The 15,492-nt window shown below is 53.8% G+C and carries 15 protein-coding genes; 6 read left to right on the top strand and 9 right to left on the bottom strand.

The annotated features are described in order from the left end of the window. On the top strand, nt 1–251 hold a 251-nt coding region (locus HP566_RS17135), incomplete at its 5' end, for a class II aldolase/adducin family protein (RefSeq protein WP_249978536.1). On the opposite strand, the gene HP566_RS17130 is transcribed toward HP566_RS17135, so the two are convergent. After that, a complete protein-coding gene (locus HP566_RS17130; protein WP_249978535.1) occupies nt 248–739 on the bottom strand; it encodes an Lrp/AsnC family transcriptional regulator in 492 nt (163 codons plus the stop codon). The genes HP566_RS17135 and HP566_RS17130 overlap by 4 nt on opposite strands. 239 nt (nt 740–978) lie before the next feature. Here HP566_RS17130 and HP566_RS17125 point away from each other — a divergent pair, with 239 nt between their 5' ends. After that, nucleotides 979–1,995, top strand: coding sequence for a 1-aminocyclopropane-1-carboxylate deaminase (locus tag HP566_RS17125; RefSeq protein WP_249978534.1), 1,017 nt, complete (start codon nt 979–981; stop codon nt 1,993–1,995). A 3-nt stretch (nt 1,996–1,998) separates the two neighbouring features. Here HP566_RS17125 and HP566_RS17120 read toward each other — a convergent pair whose 3' ends face one another. From HP566_RS17120 to HP566_RS17090, 7 genes are all read right to left on the bottom strand, one after another. Continuing rightward, complete coding sequence (locus tag HP566_RS17120; protein WP_249978533.1) at nt 1,999–2,214, bottom strand: hypothetical protein; 216 nt, start codon at nt 2,212–2,214, stop codon at nt 1,999–2,001. Nucleotides 2,215–2,226: 12 nt separating this feature from the next. Next, complete coding sequence (iolE, locus tag HP566_RS17115; protein WP_249978532.1) at nt 2,227–3,144, bottom strand: myo-inosose-2 dehydratase; 918 nt, start codon at nt 3,142–3,144, stop codon at nt 2,227–2,229. A 29-nt stretch (nt 3,145–3,173) separates the two neighbouring features. Next, a complete protein-coding gene (gene iolD, locus HP566_RS17110) occupies nt 3,174–5,036 on the bottom strand; it encodes a 3D-(3,5/4)-trihydroxycyclohexane-1,2-dione acylhydrolase (decyclizing) (RefSeq protein WP_249978531.1) in 1,863 nt (620 codons plus the stop codon). 1 nt (nt 5,037) lies between these two features. Next, nucleotides 5,038–6,996: a bifunctional 5-dehydro-2-deoxygluconokinase/5-dehydro-2-deoxyphosphogluconate aldolase gene (locus HP566_RS17105; protein WP_249978530.1), complete on the bottom strand. Its 1,959-nt coding sequence runs from the start codon at nt 6,994–6,996 to the stop codon at nt 5,038–5,040. Between the two features lie 79 nt (nt 6,997–7,075). Next, entirely contained in the window at nt 7,076–7,957 is an 882-nt protein-coding gene (locus tag HP566_RS17100; protein WP_249978529.1) for an ATP-binding cassette domain-containing protein, read from the bottom strand. 1 nt (nt 7,958) lies between these two features. Continuing rightward, nucleotides 7,959–9,101 carry an ABC transporter permease gene (locus HP566_RS17095; protein WP_249978528.1) on the bottom strand — a complete coding sequence of 381 codons (1,143 nt, stop codon included), beginning with the start codon at nt 9,099–9,101 and terminating at the stop codon, nt 7,959–7,961. A gap of 57 nt (nt 9,102–9,158) precedes the next feature. Continuing rightward, entirely contained in the window at nt 9,159–10,127 is a 969-nt protein-coding gene (locus HP566_RS17090; RefSeq protein ID WP_249978527.1) for a sugar ABC transporter substrate-binding protein, read from the bottom strand. Nucleotides 10,128–10,330: 203 nt separating this feature from the next. Here HP566_RS17090 and HP566_RS17085 point away from each other — a divergent pair, with 203 nt between their 5' ends. The 4 genes from HP566_RS17085 to HP566_RS17070 all read left to right on the top strand — a co-directional run bounded on the left by HP566_RS17085 (nt 10,331) and on the right by HP566_RS17070 (nt 14,026). After that, nucleotides 10,331–11,188, top strand: coding sequence for a MurR/RpiR family transcriptional regulator (locus HP566_RS17085; protein WP_249978526.1), 858 nt, complete (start codon nt 10,331–10,333; stop codon nt 11,186–11,188). Nucleotides 11,189–11,231: 43 nt separating this feature from the next. Beyond that, on the top strand, nt 11,232–12,227 hold the full coding sequence (gene iolG / locus HP566_RS17080; RefSeq protein WP_249978525.1) for an inositol 2-dehydrogenase: 996 nt from the start codon (nt 11,232–11,234) through the stop codon (nt 12,225–12,227). 81 nt (nt 12,228–12,308) lie between these two features. Further along, a complete protein-coding gene (iolB, locus tag HP566_RS17075) occupies nt 12,309–13,112 on the top strand; it encodes a 5-deoxy-glucuronate isomerase (RefSeq protein ID WP_249978524.1) in 804 nt (267 codons plus the stop codon). Nucleotides 13,113–13,282: 170 nt separating this feature from the next. Next, on the top strand, nt 13,283–14,026 hold the full coding sequence (locus tag HP566_RS17070) for a sulfite exporter TauE/SafE family protein (RefSeq protein ID WP_249978523.1): 744 nt from the start codon (nt 13,283–13,285) through the stop codon (nt 14,024–14,026). Between the two features lie 117 nt (nt 14,027–14,143). Here HP566_RS17070 and HP566_RS17065 read toward each other — a convergent pair whose 3' ends face one another. Continuing rightward, nucleotides 14,144–14,938: a hypothetical protein gene (locus tag HP566_RS17065; protein WP_249978522.1), complete on the bottom strand. Its 795-nt coding sequence runs from the start codon at nt 14,936–14,938 to the stop codon at nt 14,144–14,146. Nucleotides 14,939–15,492 lie beyond the last annotated feature (554 nt).

Raw genomic sequence — 15,492 nt, 5'->3', positions numbered from 1 at the left:
TGGTGCCCTACCACCTCCCCGGCGACCCCACACTGGGGGAGGCGGTGCGGGGGCTGGCGGGCAAGCACAGTGCGGTGCTGTTGGCCAACCACGGGCCGGTGGTGGCGGGAAAAGATCTCGAAGCGGCGGTGTATGCCACTGAAGAGTTGGAAGAGACCGCCAAGCTCTACCTGCTGCTGCGGGGAGAGAACCCGCGTGGGCTGACGCCTGCGCAGGTGGCAGAGCTGGAGGCGCGTTTTCCGCGGGATTAAATCGGCACTTTATGGGTCGAGACCACCTCCCGCAGCCCCATAAACGAACGAATCTGGCGCACACCGGGCAGGTAGAGCAACTGCTCGGCGTGCAGTTTGTTGAAGCTTTGGCTGTCTTTGGTGCGCACCAGCATGAAATAGTCAAACTCCCCGGTCACCACATGGCACTCCATGCAACCGGATACTTTTTGAGCCGCCGCCTCAAAAGCCGCAAAGGATTCCGGCGTCGAACGGTCCAGCACCACGCCGATCAATACCACCATCCCCGCCTGCAATGGCTCAGGGTCCAGGTGAGCAACAATCCTGCTGATCACCCCATCCCGCTTCAGCTTTTCAACCCGGCGCAAACACGCTGCGGGGCTGAGATTCACGCGCTCCGCCAATGCCACATTGGAGAGTGTGGCATCATCCTGGAGCAACTTGAGAATACGTTTGTCGATTCGATCCAGCTCAACCCCCAACGGATCGGTAACGAAGCGGGGGTGCATTCGCTTTGCACACACAATTATTTATCTCTTCACTCAATATACGAAATATATAAACCAATAAAACATCTTTTGTCACTTTTAATTGCTTAAAAACCGATAACTTCACAACACAAAAAATCCGCTTAACGCATAGTATAAACAGCAGGGAGTACGCCAACTTTTCACGCCAACTTACTTACACCATCCATCTCCAGGCGACTTATCCATATCGCTTTCAATGCCTTAAGTAGGAGCAAGTTATGAACCTCGAACGCTTTCCACGTTATCCGCTTACCTTTGGCCCCTCCCCCATTACCCCCCTCAAACGGTTAAGCGAGCATTTAGGCGGTGAAGTGGAACTTTACGCCAAACGTGAAGACTGCAATAGCGGCCTGGCCTTCGGCGGCAACAAAACACGTAAACTGGAATACCTGATTCCCGAAGCGCTGGAGCAGGGCTGCGATACGCTGGTTTCCATTGGCGGTATTCAATCCAACCAGACCCGTCAGGTCGCCGCCGTTGCGGCCCACCTGGGTATGAAGTGCGTGCTGGTCCAGGAGAATTGGGTTAACTACTCCGATGCGGTCTATGACCGGGTGGGTAATATCGAAATGTCGCGCATTATGGGTGCTGATGTGCGACTGGATGCGGCAGGGTTCGATATCGGCATCCGCCCCAGTTGGGAGCAGGCAATGGAGGATGTGCGCCAGCAGGGCGGCAAGCCATTCCCCATTCCGGCAGGCTGCTCCGAGCACCCTTACGGCGGTTTAGGCTTCGTGGGTTTTGCCGAAGAGGTACGCCAGCAGGAGAAAGAGCTCGGTTTCACGTTTGACTATATCGTGGTGTGTTCCGTCACCGGCAGCACTCAGGCAGGTATGGTGGTGGGCTTTGCCGCCGATGGCCGCGCCCAGCGAGTCATCGGCATCGATGCTTCTGCCAAGCCCGAGCAAACCCGCGAGCAAATCCTGCGCATTGCCCGCAATACGGCTGAACTGGTGGAGCTGGAAGGCGGCATCGCCGATGACGATGTGGTGCTGGATACCCGCTATGGCGGCCCGGAATATGGGCTGCCCAACGATGGCACACTGGAAGCCATTCGCCTCTGCGCCCGTCTGGAAGGGGTGCTCACCGACCCGGTCTACGAAGGTAAATCCATGCACGGCATGATCGATATGGTGCGCAACGGTGAATTCCCGGCAGGCTCCAAGGTACTGTATGCACATCTCGGTGGTGTTCCCGCGTTAAATGCTTATAGCTTCCTGTTCCGGAATGGGTAAGCGCTAAACCTCTCTCCACTGCTTCGCCTGATCCGACGCTTCAATCGCGTCGATCAGGCGGTTATGCATTAAGCCAGTCGTTAGGGTTTTCATTGTCATTATCCCAATGGACTCAGCAGGCCGGTAGCGGGGTTGTAAACCGGTGCATAGCGTTGATTTTTGGCTGGCCGCCAGTTGGCCGTTAAGCTGACCATTAAAATAGTGAGATAACGTCTGCATACAGACTCCTCATTAAGCGGTGGCGGTAGCACTGACAACGGTAAACCCCGCTTGCTCAGCAAGTTGATGGAGGTTGCGGTACCCCATACGGGCATAGGTCATCGGGTGCGCCACTTCGGGGTCCTGTTCGGCTTCAACCACCAGCCAGCCTTGGTAACCCTGCTCACAGAGGTGAGTTAATGTAGCCAGAAAGTCTACATTGCCATCGCCCGGCACGGTAAACAGGCCGTCCAACACACCATTTAGAAAGCTCTTGTCACGGTTACGCACCGCTTCCAGCACGGGGAAGCGTAGGTCTTTGCAGTGCACGTGGTGAATACGCTTGCTATAGCGTTTAGCGACCGTCAAGGGGTCGCCATCAGCACCCCGCAAGTGGCCAAAATCGAGCAGCAAGCCTACCCCTTCTCCGGTGTTTTCCATCAAGCGCTCAATGTCGGCCTGATGTTCGATCACGGTACCCAGATGATGGTGGTAAACCAGCTGGATACCTTCTGATTTTAAATAGTCACCCACCACATCAAGCCCGTGGGTCAGCCTGCGCCACTCCGATTCGGAAAGGTGCGGGCGTTGAGAGAGCGGTCGCTGCTGGTCACCATGCACGCAGTGTGTGACTTCGCAAAACACCATGACCTTAGCACCACACTGTTTGAGAAGGTGCAGGTGGCCTTGGACGGCACGGATCTCCTCCTCAGGGCTGCGCTCCAGCAATCGGGCGGAATACCAGCCCGAAACAAGTGCCAGATCGTAAGTGTTAAGCACCTGTTCCAGGGCATCGGGGGTGCGTGGAAACTTGTTGCCCAGCTCAAAGCCGCTAAAGCCCGCTTCGCGCCCCTCCTGCAAACAGGTTTCCAGCGGAGTGGAGGCCCCCAGGCTGGGCAGATCATCGTTGGTCCAGGTCAGTGGATTAATGCCCAACGTTACGGTTGGCATAGCGTCATTCCTTATTATTGTTTGGCTGATTAGTGGGCTTGGCGTTGCTTTGCCTCGCGGTACCCCTGATAGGCGACATTGACCTGCTCTCGTTTGGAAACCTCAGGCACAGCCACTTCCCACCAGGCGCCGCCCTCTTGAGTGCTGGGCAGTGGATCGGTATCCAAGGCAATCACATAGGTCGACGAGGCGTTGCGGGCACGTATCAGTGCTTGTTCCAGCTCAGCAATACCGGTTACCGATTCCGCTTGGCAGCCCAGCGACTGGGCATGGGCGGCAAAATCGGTTTTCGGTGCACCCGCGTCGATGCTGCGGCAGTCCTGCAGCAAATTATTGAATCCCGCACCACCTGTGGCGTGCTGTAGGCGATTAATACAGCCATAACCACGGTTATCCAGTACGACCACCACCAGTTTGTAGCCGAGCATGACGGATGTTGCCAACTCAGAGTTATGCATGAGATAGCTGCCATCCCCTACCATTACAACCACTTCCCGCTCGGGCTTAGCCATCTTCACGCCCAGCCCACCGGCAATCTCGTAACCCATGCAGGAGAATCCATACTCCACGTGATAGCTGCCAGGCCCCGAACATTGCCACAATTTATGCAGCTCGCCCGGCAGGCCACCGGCAGCACAAACCACCGTGGTATCGCTACCTGCCTGACGATTGACCGCGCCGATCACCTGGGCATCCGTCGGCAGCGCTAACCCTTGATCGCGCGTTACGCTGCGCACCACTTCAGCCCACTCATGCTTGAGCGTTCTCGCCTGTTCACGCCACTCATCGCTACCGCGCCATTTGCCTAGCGCTGCATCGAGTTGCTCAAGCCCTATCAAGGCATCACAGGTAAGCGGCAACGCGTGGTGCTTCACACTGTCGAAGCGTCCAACGTTGAGCGCTATCAGCACCTTATCGCTGCCTTCAAACAGTGCCCTGGAGCCGGTGGTAAAATCCTGTAGCCGTGTTCCCACCGCCAGAATGACATCCGCCTGTTCCGCCAAGTGATTGGCAGCCGCGCTGCCGGTAACGCCAATCGCGCCCATCGCATAAGAGTGGCTGTCGGCCAGAGCCCCTTTGCCTGCCTGGGTTTCAGCCACCGGAATGCCACGAACTTGCGCAAATGCCGCTAACGCCTCGCAGGCCGATGCGTAATGCACGCCGCCACCGGCAATGACCAGCGGACGTTTGGCATGTTGCAAGGCAGCCACCGCCTGGCGTAGCTCAAAAGCATCCGGTGGCAAACGGCGAATGCGGTGCACCCTGGGCGCAAAGAAAGCAAGCGGATAGTCGTAGGCAAAGGTCTGTACATCCTGAGGAAGCGCCAATGTGGCAGGGCCACAGTGCTCTGGGTCCAGCAGCGTAGCGATGGCCTGAGGCAGGCTGATCAGCAACTGTTCAGGGCGACTGATACGGTCAAAATAGCGCGACACCGGGCGAAAGCAGTCATTGACGCTAATGGTAGGGTCACCAAAATGCTCCACTTGTTGCAGGACCGGATCAGGCTCCCTGGTGGCAAAGGTATCCCCTGGTAGCAACAGGATGGGCAGACGATTGGCATGGGCCAGCGCGGCGGCAGTGACCATATTGGCTGCCCCAGGGCCAATAGAGCTGGTTGCAGCCATTAATCGTTTGCGCCCATTGGCTTTGGCAAAGGCAATCGCTGCATGGGCCATGGTCTGTTCGTTATGGGCGCGAAAGGTCGGCAGTGTATCTTGAACGTGATAAAGCGCTTCTCCTAGTCCCGCCACATTGCCATGACCAAAGATCGCAAATACCCCTTCGAAGAGCGCCACCTCTTGCCCATCCCGTTCTTGACCATCTAGCTCAATACGCTGTGCGGCAAGGTATTTGACCAGTGCCTGGGCCATGGTGAGTCGAATCGTATTCATCTCACGCCTCCTCCGTATGAACTACCGCTTGCCGCTGGCTGTCTCTCAACTGCCGCCAGGTATCAATCAGTTCGGCATAGTTATGAGCAACACGCTGCACTAACCCGGCATCATCAATACGGCCTGCCAGCCAGTCACGGCTTGCGCTGGAAAATAGGGTGCGCCCCACGGTAAAGCCTTTACAGCACGAGTGTTTGGCCGCGTCTGTAAAACCTTTTTTCATATCCTCCATGGGCGCATCCAACCCAAGTAGCACCACGCCTCGACAGTAAGGGTCTTCACGCTTGATAATCTCGCCCACCGCCCGCCATGTGGCATCTGGCATGGCGGGTAGCTTCCACCAATCGGGGCGAATGCCTAAGTTATAAAGACGCTGCAAACTGCGGGAAAGTGTGGTGCTGTCGCTGGGCATCTCAGCGGGGGGAATGACTTCAATTAATAGCTCCAACCCTTGTCTGCAAGCGGCTTGATAAAGCTGGCGAAGGCGCTCTTCTTGCTCGATGCGTAACGAAATTTCATCGTCCGGATGGTAGAAAACCAAGCATTTAATAATCTGTTCCCGGGGCCAATGACGCAGACAAGAACCCACGTCATCCCCATGCTGAAAACGCAACGGACGTGACCCTGGAAGCTCTACCGGTCGGCCAACCCACCAACCTTGCCCGCTGGCTTGATTGAGCGCTTCCTGGCCGAGCACGTCATCCACCAGTATCGCGGGAGCCGACAGGCCGCCCAGTTTTGCGCCCTCTTCAGCGGCAGTTACCAATAACTTCTTGAGCGTAGGTAACCGTGCGTTATCCGCATGCTCCTCTCGGGCCATATCCGTGAGCTGTCGGCGGTGATCAAACGCCAGACCCAGTACCTCCGGCCACTCAGCGGGCACCCGCGTGGTCACTCGGTGTAAATGATTGAGGCGTTGATCAATATCCGGACGAGTCACTTCATCACGACGTGCCAAGTAATCAAATAACTCATCTTCCGTGGGCATGGCAGGAGCACAGCCATGACGGGACACCACCAACGCCCCACAGGCGTTGGCATAGGCGGCGCTGGTTTTCCAGGATTCACCACGTAACCAGCCCCGCAGTAGCCCGCTCATAAAGGCGTCTCCGGCTCCCAACACATTGAGCACCTCAACCTGAACGCCCCCGACAAAAATACCCTCTTCGATACGCGCAGGAATGGCTTCTTCAAACACAACGCAGCCAAGTGGCCCCAGCTTGCACACCAGGGTAGCTGCACTTATCCCTCGCACCGCCCTCAGGGCCGTTAAGGTATCTGTGCTTCCCCCGGCTATATGGAACTCCTCCTCGGTACCCACAATCAGATCAAAATCGGGCAGCCAGCGCTGCAGATCCATGGTCACTTTTTCATCGGCGATAAAGCGGGTTTCACCATCTCCGGGGTTGGTCAGCCCCCACAGTACCGGGCGGTAGTCGATATCCAGCACTCGCTTGACACCATAGTGCGCAGCGGCGTCCAGCGCTTTGCGGCACGCACGCTGGGTGGTATCAGTGGAAAGGTGAGTGCCGGTAATAGCCAGCGCCTTCGCCCGGCTAATAAAGTCAGGATCAATGGCATCAGCATCAATGGCCATATCGGCACAGTCGCGGCGGTAAAACAGCAGCGGAAAACTTTCACGGTCTTTCAAGGCCAGCAGCACAAGGCCGGTATGACGCTCAGGGTCATTCTGAAGGGCCGTGGTATCTACCCCTGCACGCGCAAGCTCTTCACGTACAAAGTTGCCCATCTGTTCGTTGCCTACCCGCGATAACATCGCTGATTTCAATCCTAGCCGTGCGGTGCCATAGGCCACATTGCCCGAGCTGCCCCCCAGGTACTTGGCAAAACTGGCGACATCTTCCAGACGGCTACCAATTTGCTCGGCGTAGAGGTCAACTGCCACGCGCCCCAGGCAAATCAGATCAAGCGGCTGGTGTTGTCCATTATTATTCAACATAAACGTCTCCCCACGTCATATGCCGTGGCTGCGAAAGAGGGTATTGGATGTCATCACTAATGGCTTGGATCACCCCCAACTAATACCCGCCTGCCAGTCGTGCATTAGGCATATCGGCATCCACATCACCATCCGTTGGTTTTGAAACCCTGCTCGTTTTGCGTTCGTTGTCACTGCGCTGAAACTCAGCCAGTTCTGCATCGAGACTTTCTAGCTCGGCCCCACCTGCCATCATGTTCAGTACTTCCTCACGGCTGATATCTTCCTTGCGGAACGACCCCAAACTGCCACCACGTTTTAACAACGTGAAGGCATCAGCGACGGGATAGGCATGGTGCACGTTGTGGGTGATAAAAATGACCGCCAGGCCATCGGCCCTGGCTTTGGCGATATAGCGAAGAACAACAGAAGCCTGCTTAACACCTAATGCCGATGTCGGCTCATCCAGAATGAGCACCTTTGCGCCGAAATAAACAGCACGTGCAATCGCCACGCATTGCCGCTCGCCACCTGAAAGGGTACCTACCGGCTGGCCTGGGTCGCGCACGTCAATTCCAATCTTAGCCATTTCTTGTTTGGCAATACGGTCAGCGTATTTCCAGTTAATTCGCTTGAATGGCCCCCAACCAACAGTAGGCTCTCTTCCCATAAAGAAGTTACGCGTAATCGACATTAAGGGAATCATTGCCAAGTCTTGAAAAACAGTGGCAATACCAGCATCTAACGCATAAGCAGGTGACTTAAACCTTACTGGCTCACCATCTAAAAGCATCTCCCCATGAGTAGGCTGATGTACACCGGACAAGGTTTTTATTAGCGTTGATTTACCGGCGCCGTTATCGCCCAGAAGGCACATTACTTCACCAGAGCAAACCTTCATTGAGATGTCTTTTAGGGCAACTACACTGCCAAAGTGCTTACTAACATTGCGCATTTCGATCATGGGCATTTGAGCAGTCATGTTATTTTGCCTCCATGACTTTTTTGCGCATAAAGTTGTTAAACAACACCGCAATCAAAAGCATTAAACCGAGAAAGACCTGGAACCAGTCAGTATTAACACCGGTATAGAAAATCCCCATTTGAACCAAACCGAAGATCAATGCGCCCAGCGCGGCACCAATCGCTGAGCCATAACCACCCGTTAGCAGCGCTCCGCCAATCACCACGGCAATAATCGCTTCCAACTCTTTCAAAAGACCTCGAATGGTGTCCGCCGACCCGGTATCCATCACCTGTAGACAGGCAAAGATCGTGGCCGAAAAGGCAGTAAACATGAACAGTGAAATTTTGACACGGTGTACTGGCACACCCGAGTTACGTGCAGCATTGGCATCGCCACCACTGGCATAAATCCAGTTACCATAGGGTGTACATAACAGTACCCATGTGGCGACAGCCGTTAGCCCAAGCCACCAAACAATGGAGATGGGGATTCCTGTTACGACAGGGTTGCCAGCAAAGTTAGTTGCTATCCATCCATGGGTAGCCATCCAGCTAAATAGTCCAGTAGCCACCTCACCAGAGAACAGCATTGCCAGCCAGTCTCCCTCTATATGGTGATGTATACCGCCAATCTGAGTGCGACCGGTGAGTAACCGACTAATCCCAATGGCCATACCACGCAAAATAAAGAGAAAGCCCAGCGTGACGATGAAAGAAGGCAGCCCCGTACGATTTACCAGATAACCGTTAAGCCAACCAACGAGGCCTGCACAGGCAAGAGCAACCAGAATAGCGGACCATAAAGGAAATCCATACTGCACCACTGGGATAGCGATCAAAATACCCGCCAGCCCAATCATTGAACCTATTGATAGATCAAACTCCCCTCCAATCATTAACAATGCAGCAGCTGTAGCGATAATCCCCAACTGAGCCGCCACCTCCAGAAAGTTGACAATGCCCGCTGGCGTAAACATGCCAGTTCCCCTGGCAGCCACGATAAAAAAAGCCAGTACCAGCACGGTGCCGGCCAGTGCACCCAGCTCCGGCCTGCTCAAGGCTTTCTTCCAGAGGGGTATGGCTCTTAAGCGCTCATCTTGCCGTGCAACACTTTCCGCCGAGGAGGCATTACCAGTGGAGGTAGAATGATTGGGTTGCATAACTGTCAGCTCCTAGGCTCGGTATGCCGAGCCTGTTTTATTATTAGACCGAACGGCTTAACGAATACCCTGGCTACTCAGCTCAATAACCTGAGCTGCATTCTCTTGGGTTACAAAGCCTGGCCCAGTAGCGACATCGCCTGCGGGCATTAAGCCATTCCTGGCAAACTGATCCAGCAACATGACGGGTAGATACCCCTGTAAGTACTGCTGTTGATCAATCGCAAAGTCCAGCTCGCCCGCTTCCAGTGCCTCAAGAATGCCTGGTGATAAATCGAAAGTACCCAAAGTGAACATATCCATGGCGCCCTGGTCGCGCATGGCACGAATCATTGGGTCTGCGGCCAGCGCACCCAGTGTTAAAATACCTTCGATATCATCGTTTTGATTGAGATAAGCAACTACCGCATTGCGAATTTCGACTGGGTCGTACGTCGTCGCCAACTGCTCTGCGTTCCCATCGAAACCGTCAATAAAACCGTCACAACGCTGATCCAAACCTTGGTTGCCTTGCTCATGATTGATACAAAGACCCTTCTCTACTCCCATCTCCTGCATTCGCTCGGCAGCCTGCCTACCTGCTTCATACTCACTTTGGCCGATATGCAGGCTGGCTCCATATTGCCTTGCAGCATCGCCACCTGAGTTAATCGTAATAACAGGGATGCCATTATCGACAGCGCTTTGTAGCGCACCACCAAGGGCATCCTCATCGGTAAAAGAGATGATTAGGCCATCAGGATTTGAAGCCACTGCGGCTTGAACCAGTTGCTGCATACGCGCCATATCGAAAGAAGAAGGCGCACGGTATTCAAGCGTTGCGCCAACCGTTTCCGCAGCAGCTTCCGCGCCATTTTTAACGACCGACCAAAAAGGATCAGAAGGAATACCATGCGTGACCATTACAAACCGCTGGCTTTCAGCATAAGCGGCTGAACTTATTACACTGGTCGTTACTATGGCGGTTAACCATATTGCTGCTCGCTGTGGAAGGCCTTGAGCAGAACCTTTGGAAGGACGTGCCATAAATAATTCCTCAAAAAATTATCATTGTTGGTTAGGAAGAGACACTAAACGTCTTGGCGATATGAAATATAGATTCCAAAACATAAAATTATCAAACTATTTATTCTATACTTTAGTATAAATGGAATATTTATTTCAAATGACTAAACTGCATACCAGCACCACGTTGTTCAGTGGACCATATTTAAATTAGAGGTATTGCCATGCAGCAGCCGCCGCAAAGCTACCGAGAGTTGGAAACGCTAATCACCGCCGAGTACACCACGCTAAGCAAACGCTTGCAGCAAACCGCTCGTTTTATGATTGATCATCCACAGGAAGTCGCCTTGGCCACGGTGGCAAAAATTGCCGAACAGGCAGATGTCACCCCCTCCACGCTGATTCGTTTGGCTAATAGCCTGGGGTTTAAGGGTTTTTCCGAAATGCAGCAGCTGTTTCGCAGCCGCTTGGTAGACGAACTGCCCAACTACACCGAGCGGATTCGTGCGGTGCGCAGTGCCACTGGGGAAACTCCCGACAGTACCCAGTTATTGTGGGAGTTCGCTGATGCCAATCGCGCGGTGCTGGAGCAACTGCCTAGCCGCGTTGACCCGGCAAGTCTGGAGAAAGCGCTGGATATTTTTGAAAAAGCCAATGCTATCCATGTGATGGGGGCACGGCGCAGCTTCGTGGTTGCCAGCTATATGACCTATGCCCTGGCCCATGTGGACAAACCCGCTTTGCTGATCAGTGGATTAGGCGGTATGTACGGCGAGCAGCTACGTGCGATGGGGCCACAAGATGCTTTATTAACCGTTAGCTTTTCCCCCTATGCAGAAGAAAGCCAGCAGGCCTGCGAAGACGCCAAACAGCGCGGCTTGCCTATTGTGGTCATCACAGACTCTAACCTCAGCCCACTCGCCCACTTCGCTGATGTGGTCTTTGTGGTTCATGAAGCCGAAGTGAAAAGTTTCCGCGGCTTGACCGCTTCACTCTGCTTGACCCAGGCCCTGGCGATTGCGCTGGGAGTGCGCCAGGACAAAACACGCGATAAAGGTCACCGTAAACAGCGTAAAGCGTAAATATCACCACCAAGCCAACACTAACAACAAGACAGGAGAGCTTATGAAACTTGCGCTAATTGGCGCTGGGCGCATCGGCAAGGTGCATGCCCAGGCCATTCATTCACACCCGGATGTCACGCTAGCTGCCATAGCCGATTTTCACCATTCCGCCGCAGAAGCACTGGCTATTCAGTACGCTAGCTATGCCACTACTGTGGATAATATTTTCGCGGATGACACTATTGACGCCGTGTTGATTGCTTCGAGCACACCTACCCACGCCGAATATCTGGAGCGCGCCGCTCGCGCAGGCAAAGCCATTTTGTGCGAAAAGCCGATTGCGCTGGATCTAGCGCGAACGCGGGATGCCCTGCAGGTACTCAGTGAACACCCTGTGACCTGTGCATTGGGGTTTAATCGCCGCCACGACCCACAATTTGCAGCGCTTAAACACGCCATTGTTCAAGGTCGTCTCGGGGTGTTGGAAACGCTGACCATTATCAGCCGGGACCCATCGCCACCACCGGCAGAGTATGTAGCAAACTCCGGCGGTCTGTTCCGGGACATGATGATTCATGATCTGGACATGGCACGCTGGCTGCTTAATGAGCCTATCGAAAGTGTCTTTGCCGCAGGTAGCTGTCTTATCGACCCAGCGATTGGTGAAGCGGGAGACGTAGATACAGCCATGGTCACTCTCGCCACAGCAAGTGGAAAGCTTTGTCAAATCAGTAACTCACGACGCGCCAGTTACGGTTACGACCAGCGTATTGAAGCCTTTGGCAGTCAGGGCATGCTCCAGGCACAGAATGAAAGCGATACCCGGCTGCGCTTCACCGGCGAGGCTGGCCAAGTGGAAGAGAAGCCCAAGTGTTTTTTTCTGGAACGCTATGCGGACGCCTACCGGCTTGAAATTAGTGATTTTGTGAACGCGTGGCAGACGAAATGCCCTCCATTAGCGGGCGCCCAGGATGGGTTAGAAGCATTACGGTTAGCCGACGCAGCGGAGCGTTCGCTGCAAGAAGGCCGGAAAATTTTGCTTGATACCACCCTCTAAGTGCTCGCCCAAGCCCCTGTTTTCATGCCTAAACAGCTAACTGCTACCTCTGCAGCCATGCCGTTAATAAGGAGTGATAATATGACGTCTCTACTAGTACACCCCACCCTCCCAGACGAGCAGGGTACGGTGATCAACGTCACTCCAGCCTCTGCAGGCTGGGAGCATATTGGTTTTCGTGTTCATCAACTCGTGAAGGGAGAGCGCCTGAAAGCCAATACTGAGCACCAAGAAGTCTGTCTCGTGCTGCTTACCGGTCGCGCTAATCTAGTCTGCGGTGAGCACCGCTTTGAAGATATCGGCCAGCGCATGGATATCTTTGAACAGATTCCCCCTTACGCGGTTTATCTGCCCAATGGGGTTAGCTACGCCGTGGAAGCAACCACCGACCTTGAACTGGCGGTATGCGCCGCCCCTGGCCATGGCAATCACGACCCAAGGCTGATAACGCCTGACAATATCAAGCAAAGTACCCGTGGGCAGGGCACCAACACTCGCCATATTCACGATATCCTGCCGGAAACCGAACCTGCGGATAGCTTGCTGGTAGTTGAGGTCTTCACACCGGCGGGCAACTGGTCAAGCTACCCGCCCCATAAACACGATGTGGATAACTTACCCCATGAGTCGCTGCTGGAAGAAACCTATTACCATCGCATTAACCCCAGCCAAGGGTTTGCATTTCAGCGTGTTTATACCGACGACCGATCACTTGATGAAACCATGGCGGTAGAGAACGGTTGCTGTGTTTTGGTACCTAAAGGCTACCACCCTGTTGGTGCGCCACACGGTTATTCGCTCTATTACCTAAATGTCATGGCAGGCCCCAAGCGGGCATGGAAGTTTCATAACGACCCTGCTCACGAATGGCTTATGGAAGCCTAAACACCGCCCCCTTTGGCTGCTAACATTTATCCGTGCGCTGTTTACCCCGTACTATGTTTATCCCGTACTATGTTTATCCCGTACCATATTTCAGTACGACGCGCTGAACCCCGCCTAAAGCGGGGTTTTCACGTTAGGTTCTTGACTCTTCTGGCTGCCAAGGATGTTCCATGCTACCTGATTACTCCGCCATCGCCTGGTTGTTGATCATATTTTCCGTTTATCTAACCGGCATTTCGAAAGGCGGGTTTGCGGGTGGTTTTGGCACGCTCTCAGTGCCGCTAATGGCGCTGGCGATTAGCCCTACCCAGGCAGCGGGCCTGTTATTGCCACTCCTGTTGGTGATGGATGTATTTGCAGTGAAGGCGTGGTGGGGCAAACACTCAAGCGCGGAGGTATGGCGCTTTGTGCCAGGGCTGTTTATTGGCGTTACTGTGGGTACGCTGCTGTTTGGCAGCCTGAGCGAACAAGGTGTGCGGCTGGTTCTGGGCATTCTCTCGGTAATGTTTGCCGCCTATATGCTACTAAAACCAGTCGCTAAAAAACCGATCTCTACCCGTTGGGCACTGCCTGCCGCCAGTGTATGCGGGTTTACCAGCTTTATTGCCCATGCGGGTGCGCCACCGATGAATATGTATCTGATGCCGCGCAAGCTGGCGAAAGAGACCTTCATCGCTACCTGCGCAGTCACATATGCTATGGTCAACACCATCAAACTTGGCCCCTATGTATGGCTTGGCGAGGTTAATATGACCAGTGCCTGGGCATCGCTGTTGCTAGTACCCATTGCCTGGATCGGCGTACGCAACGGCCTGTGGCTGCAAAGCCGTGTCAATGAAGCGCTGTTCTACCGCTTAGTGATCATCGCCATGTTCCTGGTGGGCATTAACCTGGTTTGGCAGGCGATGAAATAGTCCTGCCATCCAAATGACTTTATCACAAAATTTTCTCTCTAATATCTGCCAACAGATACATTGTTGCTATCGCTTATGACAGCTCACGACGACAATCGCTTGTTCAACATCCCCCTTCTAACGCAACCTATCGCGTTTGTGCCTGACCCCCTCTCGTGGCCGATTCGGGAATAGCTGGCATAACTCATCAAGTGGGGTATCAAGGTGCTGACGCAAGCACTCCAGCTCAGCTTCTGACCAGTGCTTGACAGGACTCCATTTCAATTTATAGCGCTTGTTAATTACCGCGCGCTTGTTCCGATGTGGAAACAGTTTGGACAGCGCTTCGGCTGGTAAATCACGATTTGTTTCTAAAAGGTGAAGCTCTTCAGCGCTCCAGGGATCTCCCCACTCTCCCTCACCATGGGGAACGTAAACAAGTCCTTCAGCCCGACTCCGCACCTTGATAGCATCCACGGTACGATGGGGTAGTCGTTGATTAACCCACTTAGCCCCTCCCACCGGGAACTCGTTGCGCAAAATCGTCAGTTCCTCGTCAGTCCAGGGCTTTACCGCAAACCTTCTTAAGCCAGCTTTATTTGCCGCCTGGCGTATAGCCAACACACTACGATGGGGTAGGAAACGACGCTGTATTTCAGATAGCTTGAGTGAAGAAAAGTAGCGCATAACCAAGCGCAACTCCTCTTCTGTCCACTTCGGCTGACCATACTCACGCCTACTAGTCTTGTACTTCTTTAACCCCAGCTTACTCGCCATCCTCCTCACTGCCCCAATCGTGCGATAGGGTAGATATTGAGCCTGCAACTCCCGTATCGTCAACGCATGAAAGTGGCGCTCAAGCAGCTCAATCTCTCCTAAAGACCATTCGCGGCTTCCCCCTTTACTGCGGCGGCGTGAGCGTGGAGCTACCATAAACTATTTTCCTATAAATGAATCAAGTCATAAGTGCATACCGAACTTGTGATGACGTACTTTTGCCGTGCCAGAACTGAAAGGCGGATTAGCCTCGTCTACAAGTTGAGCATCCAGGGGTATTCATGCAATTAGAGTGCAACACTCGTCAGCCCTTACCTCTATGGGCTACGCAATTTGAATGTGCGGACTATGCATTGAGAGAACTAAGTTTTTTACTAGCACGGTCAGAATTGCAACGCAAACCATGTACCGCCCGCCTTACCAAACCAAAATCTCTTTTTCTGTAAGCCATTTCTTAAAATTTTGTACGATATCGCTTACATTGTTGTAAGACATCGCTGACACCTGCCTTCAAGGGGTTGTGCTTGGCTCCTGGCTCGTTATTATCACTGTTTCTCATTAACAGTTGATGATTCCAGGAGGGAGCATGGCGCTCAGCACGGGACTGCACTTCACCATCACACTGCCCGGCGTGGATGAGATCGCGGTGATCGACTTTACCCACCGGGAAGCCCTCTCCCAGCCCTTTGAACTCACCGTTAATCTGGCAA

This window comes from Vreelandella olivaria, from assembly GCF_023507745.1.
Lineage (GTDB): Bacteria > Pseudomonadota > Gammaproteobacteria > Pseudomonadales > Halomonadaceae > Vreelandella > Vreelandella olivaria_A.
This window is presented reverse-complemented; position numbering and strand designations above follow the sequence as displayed.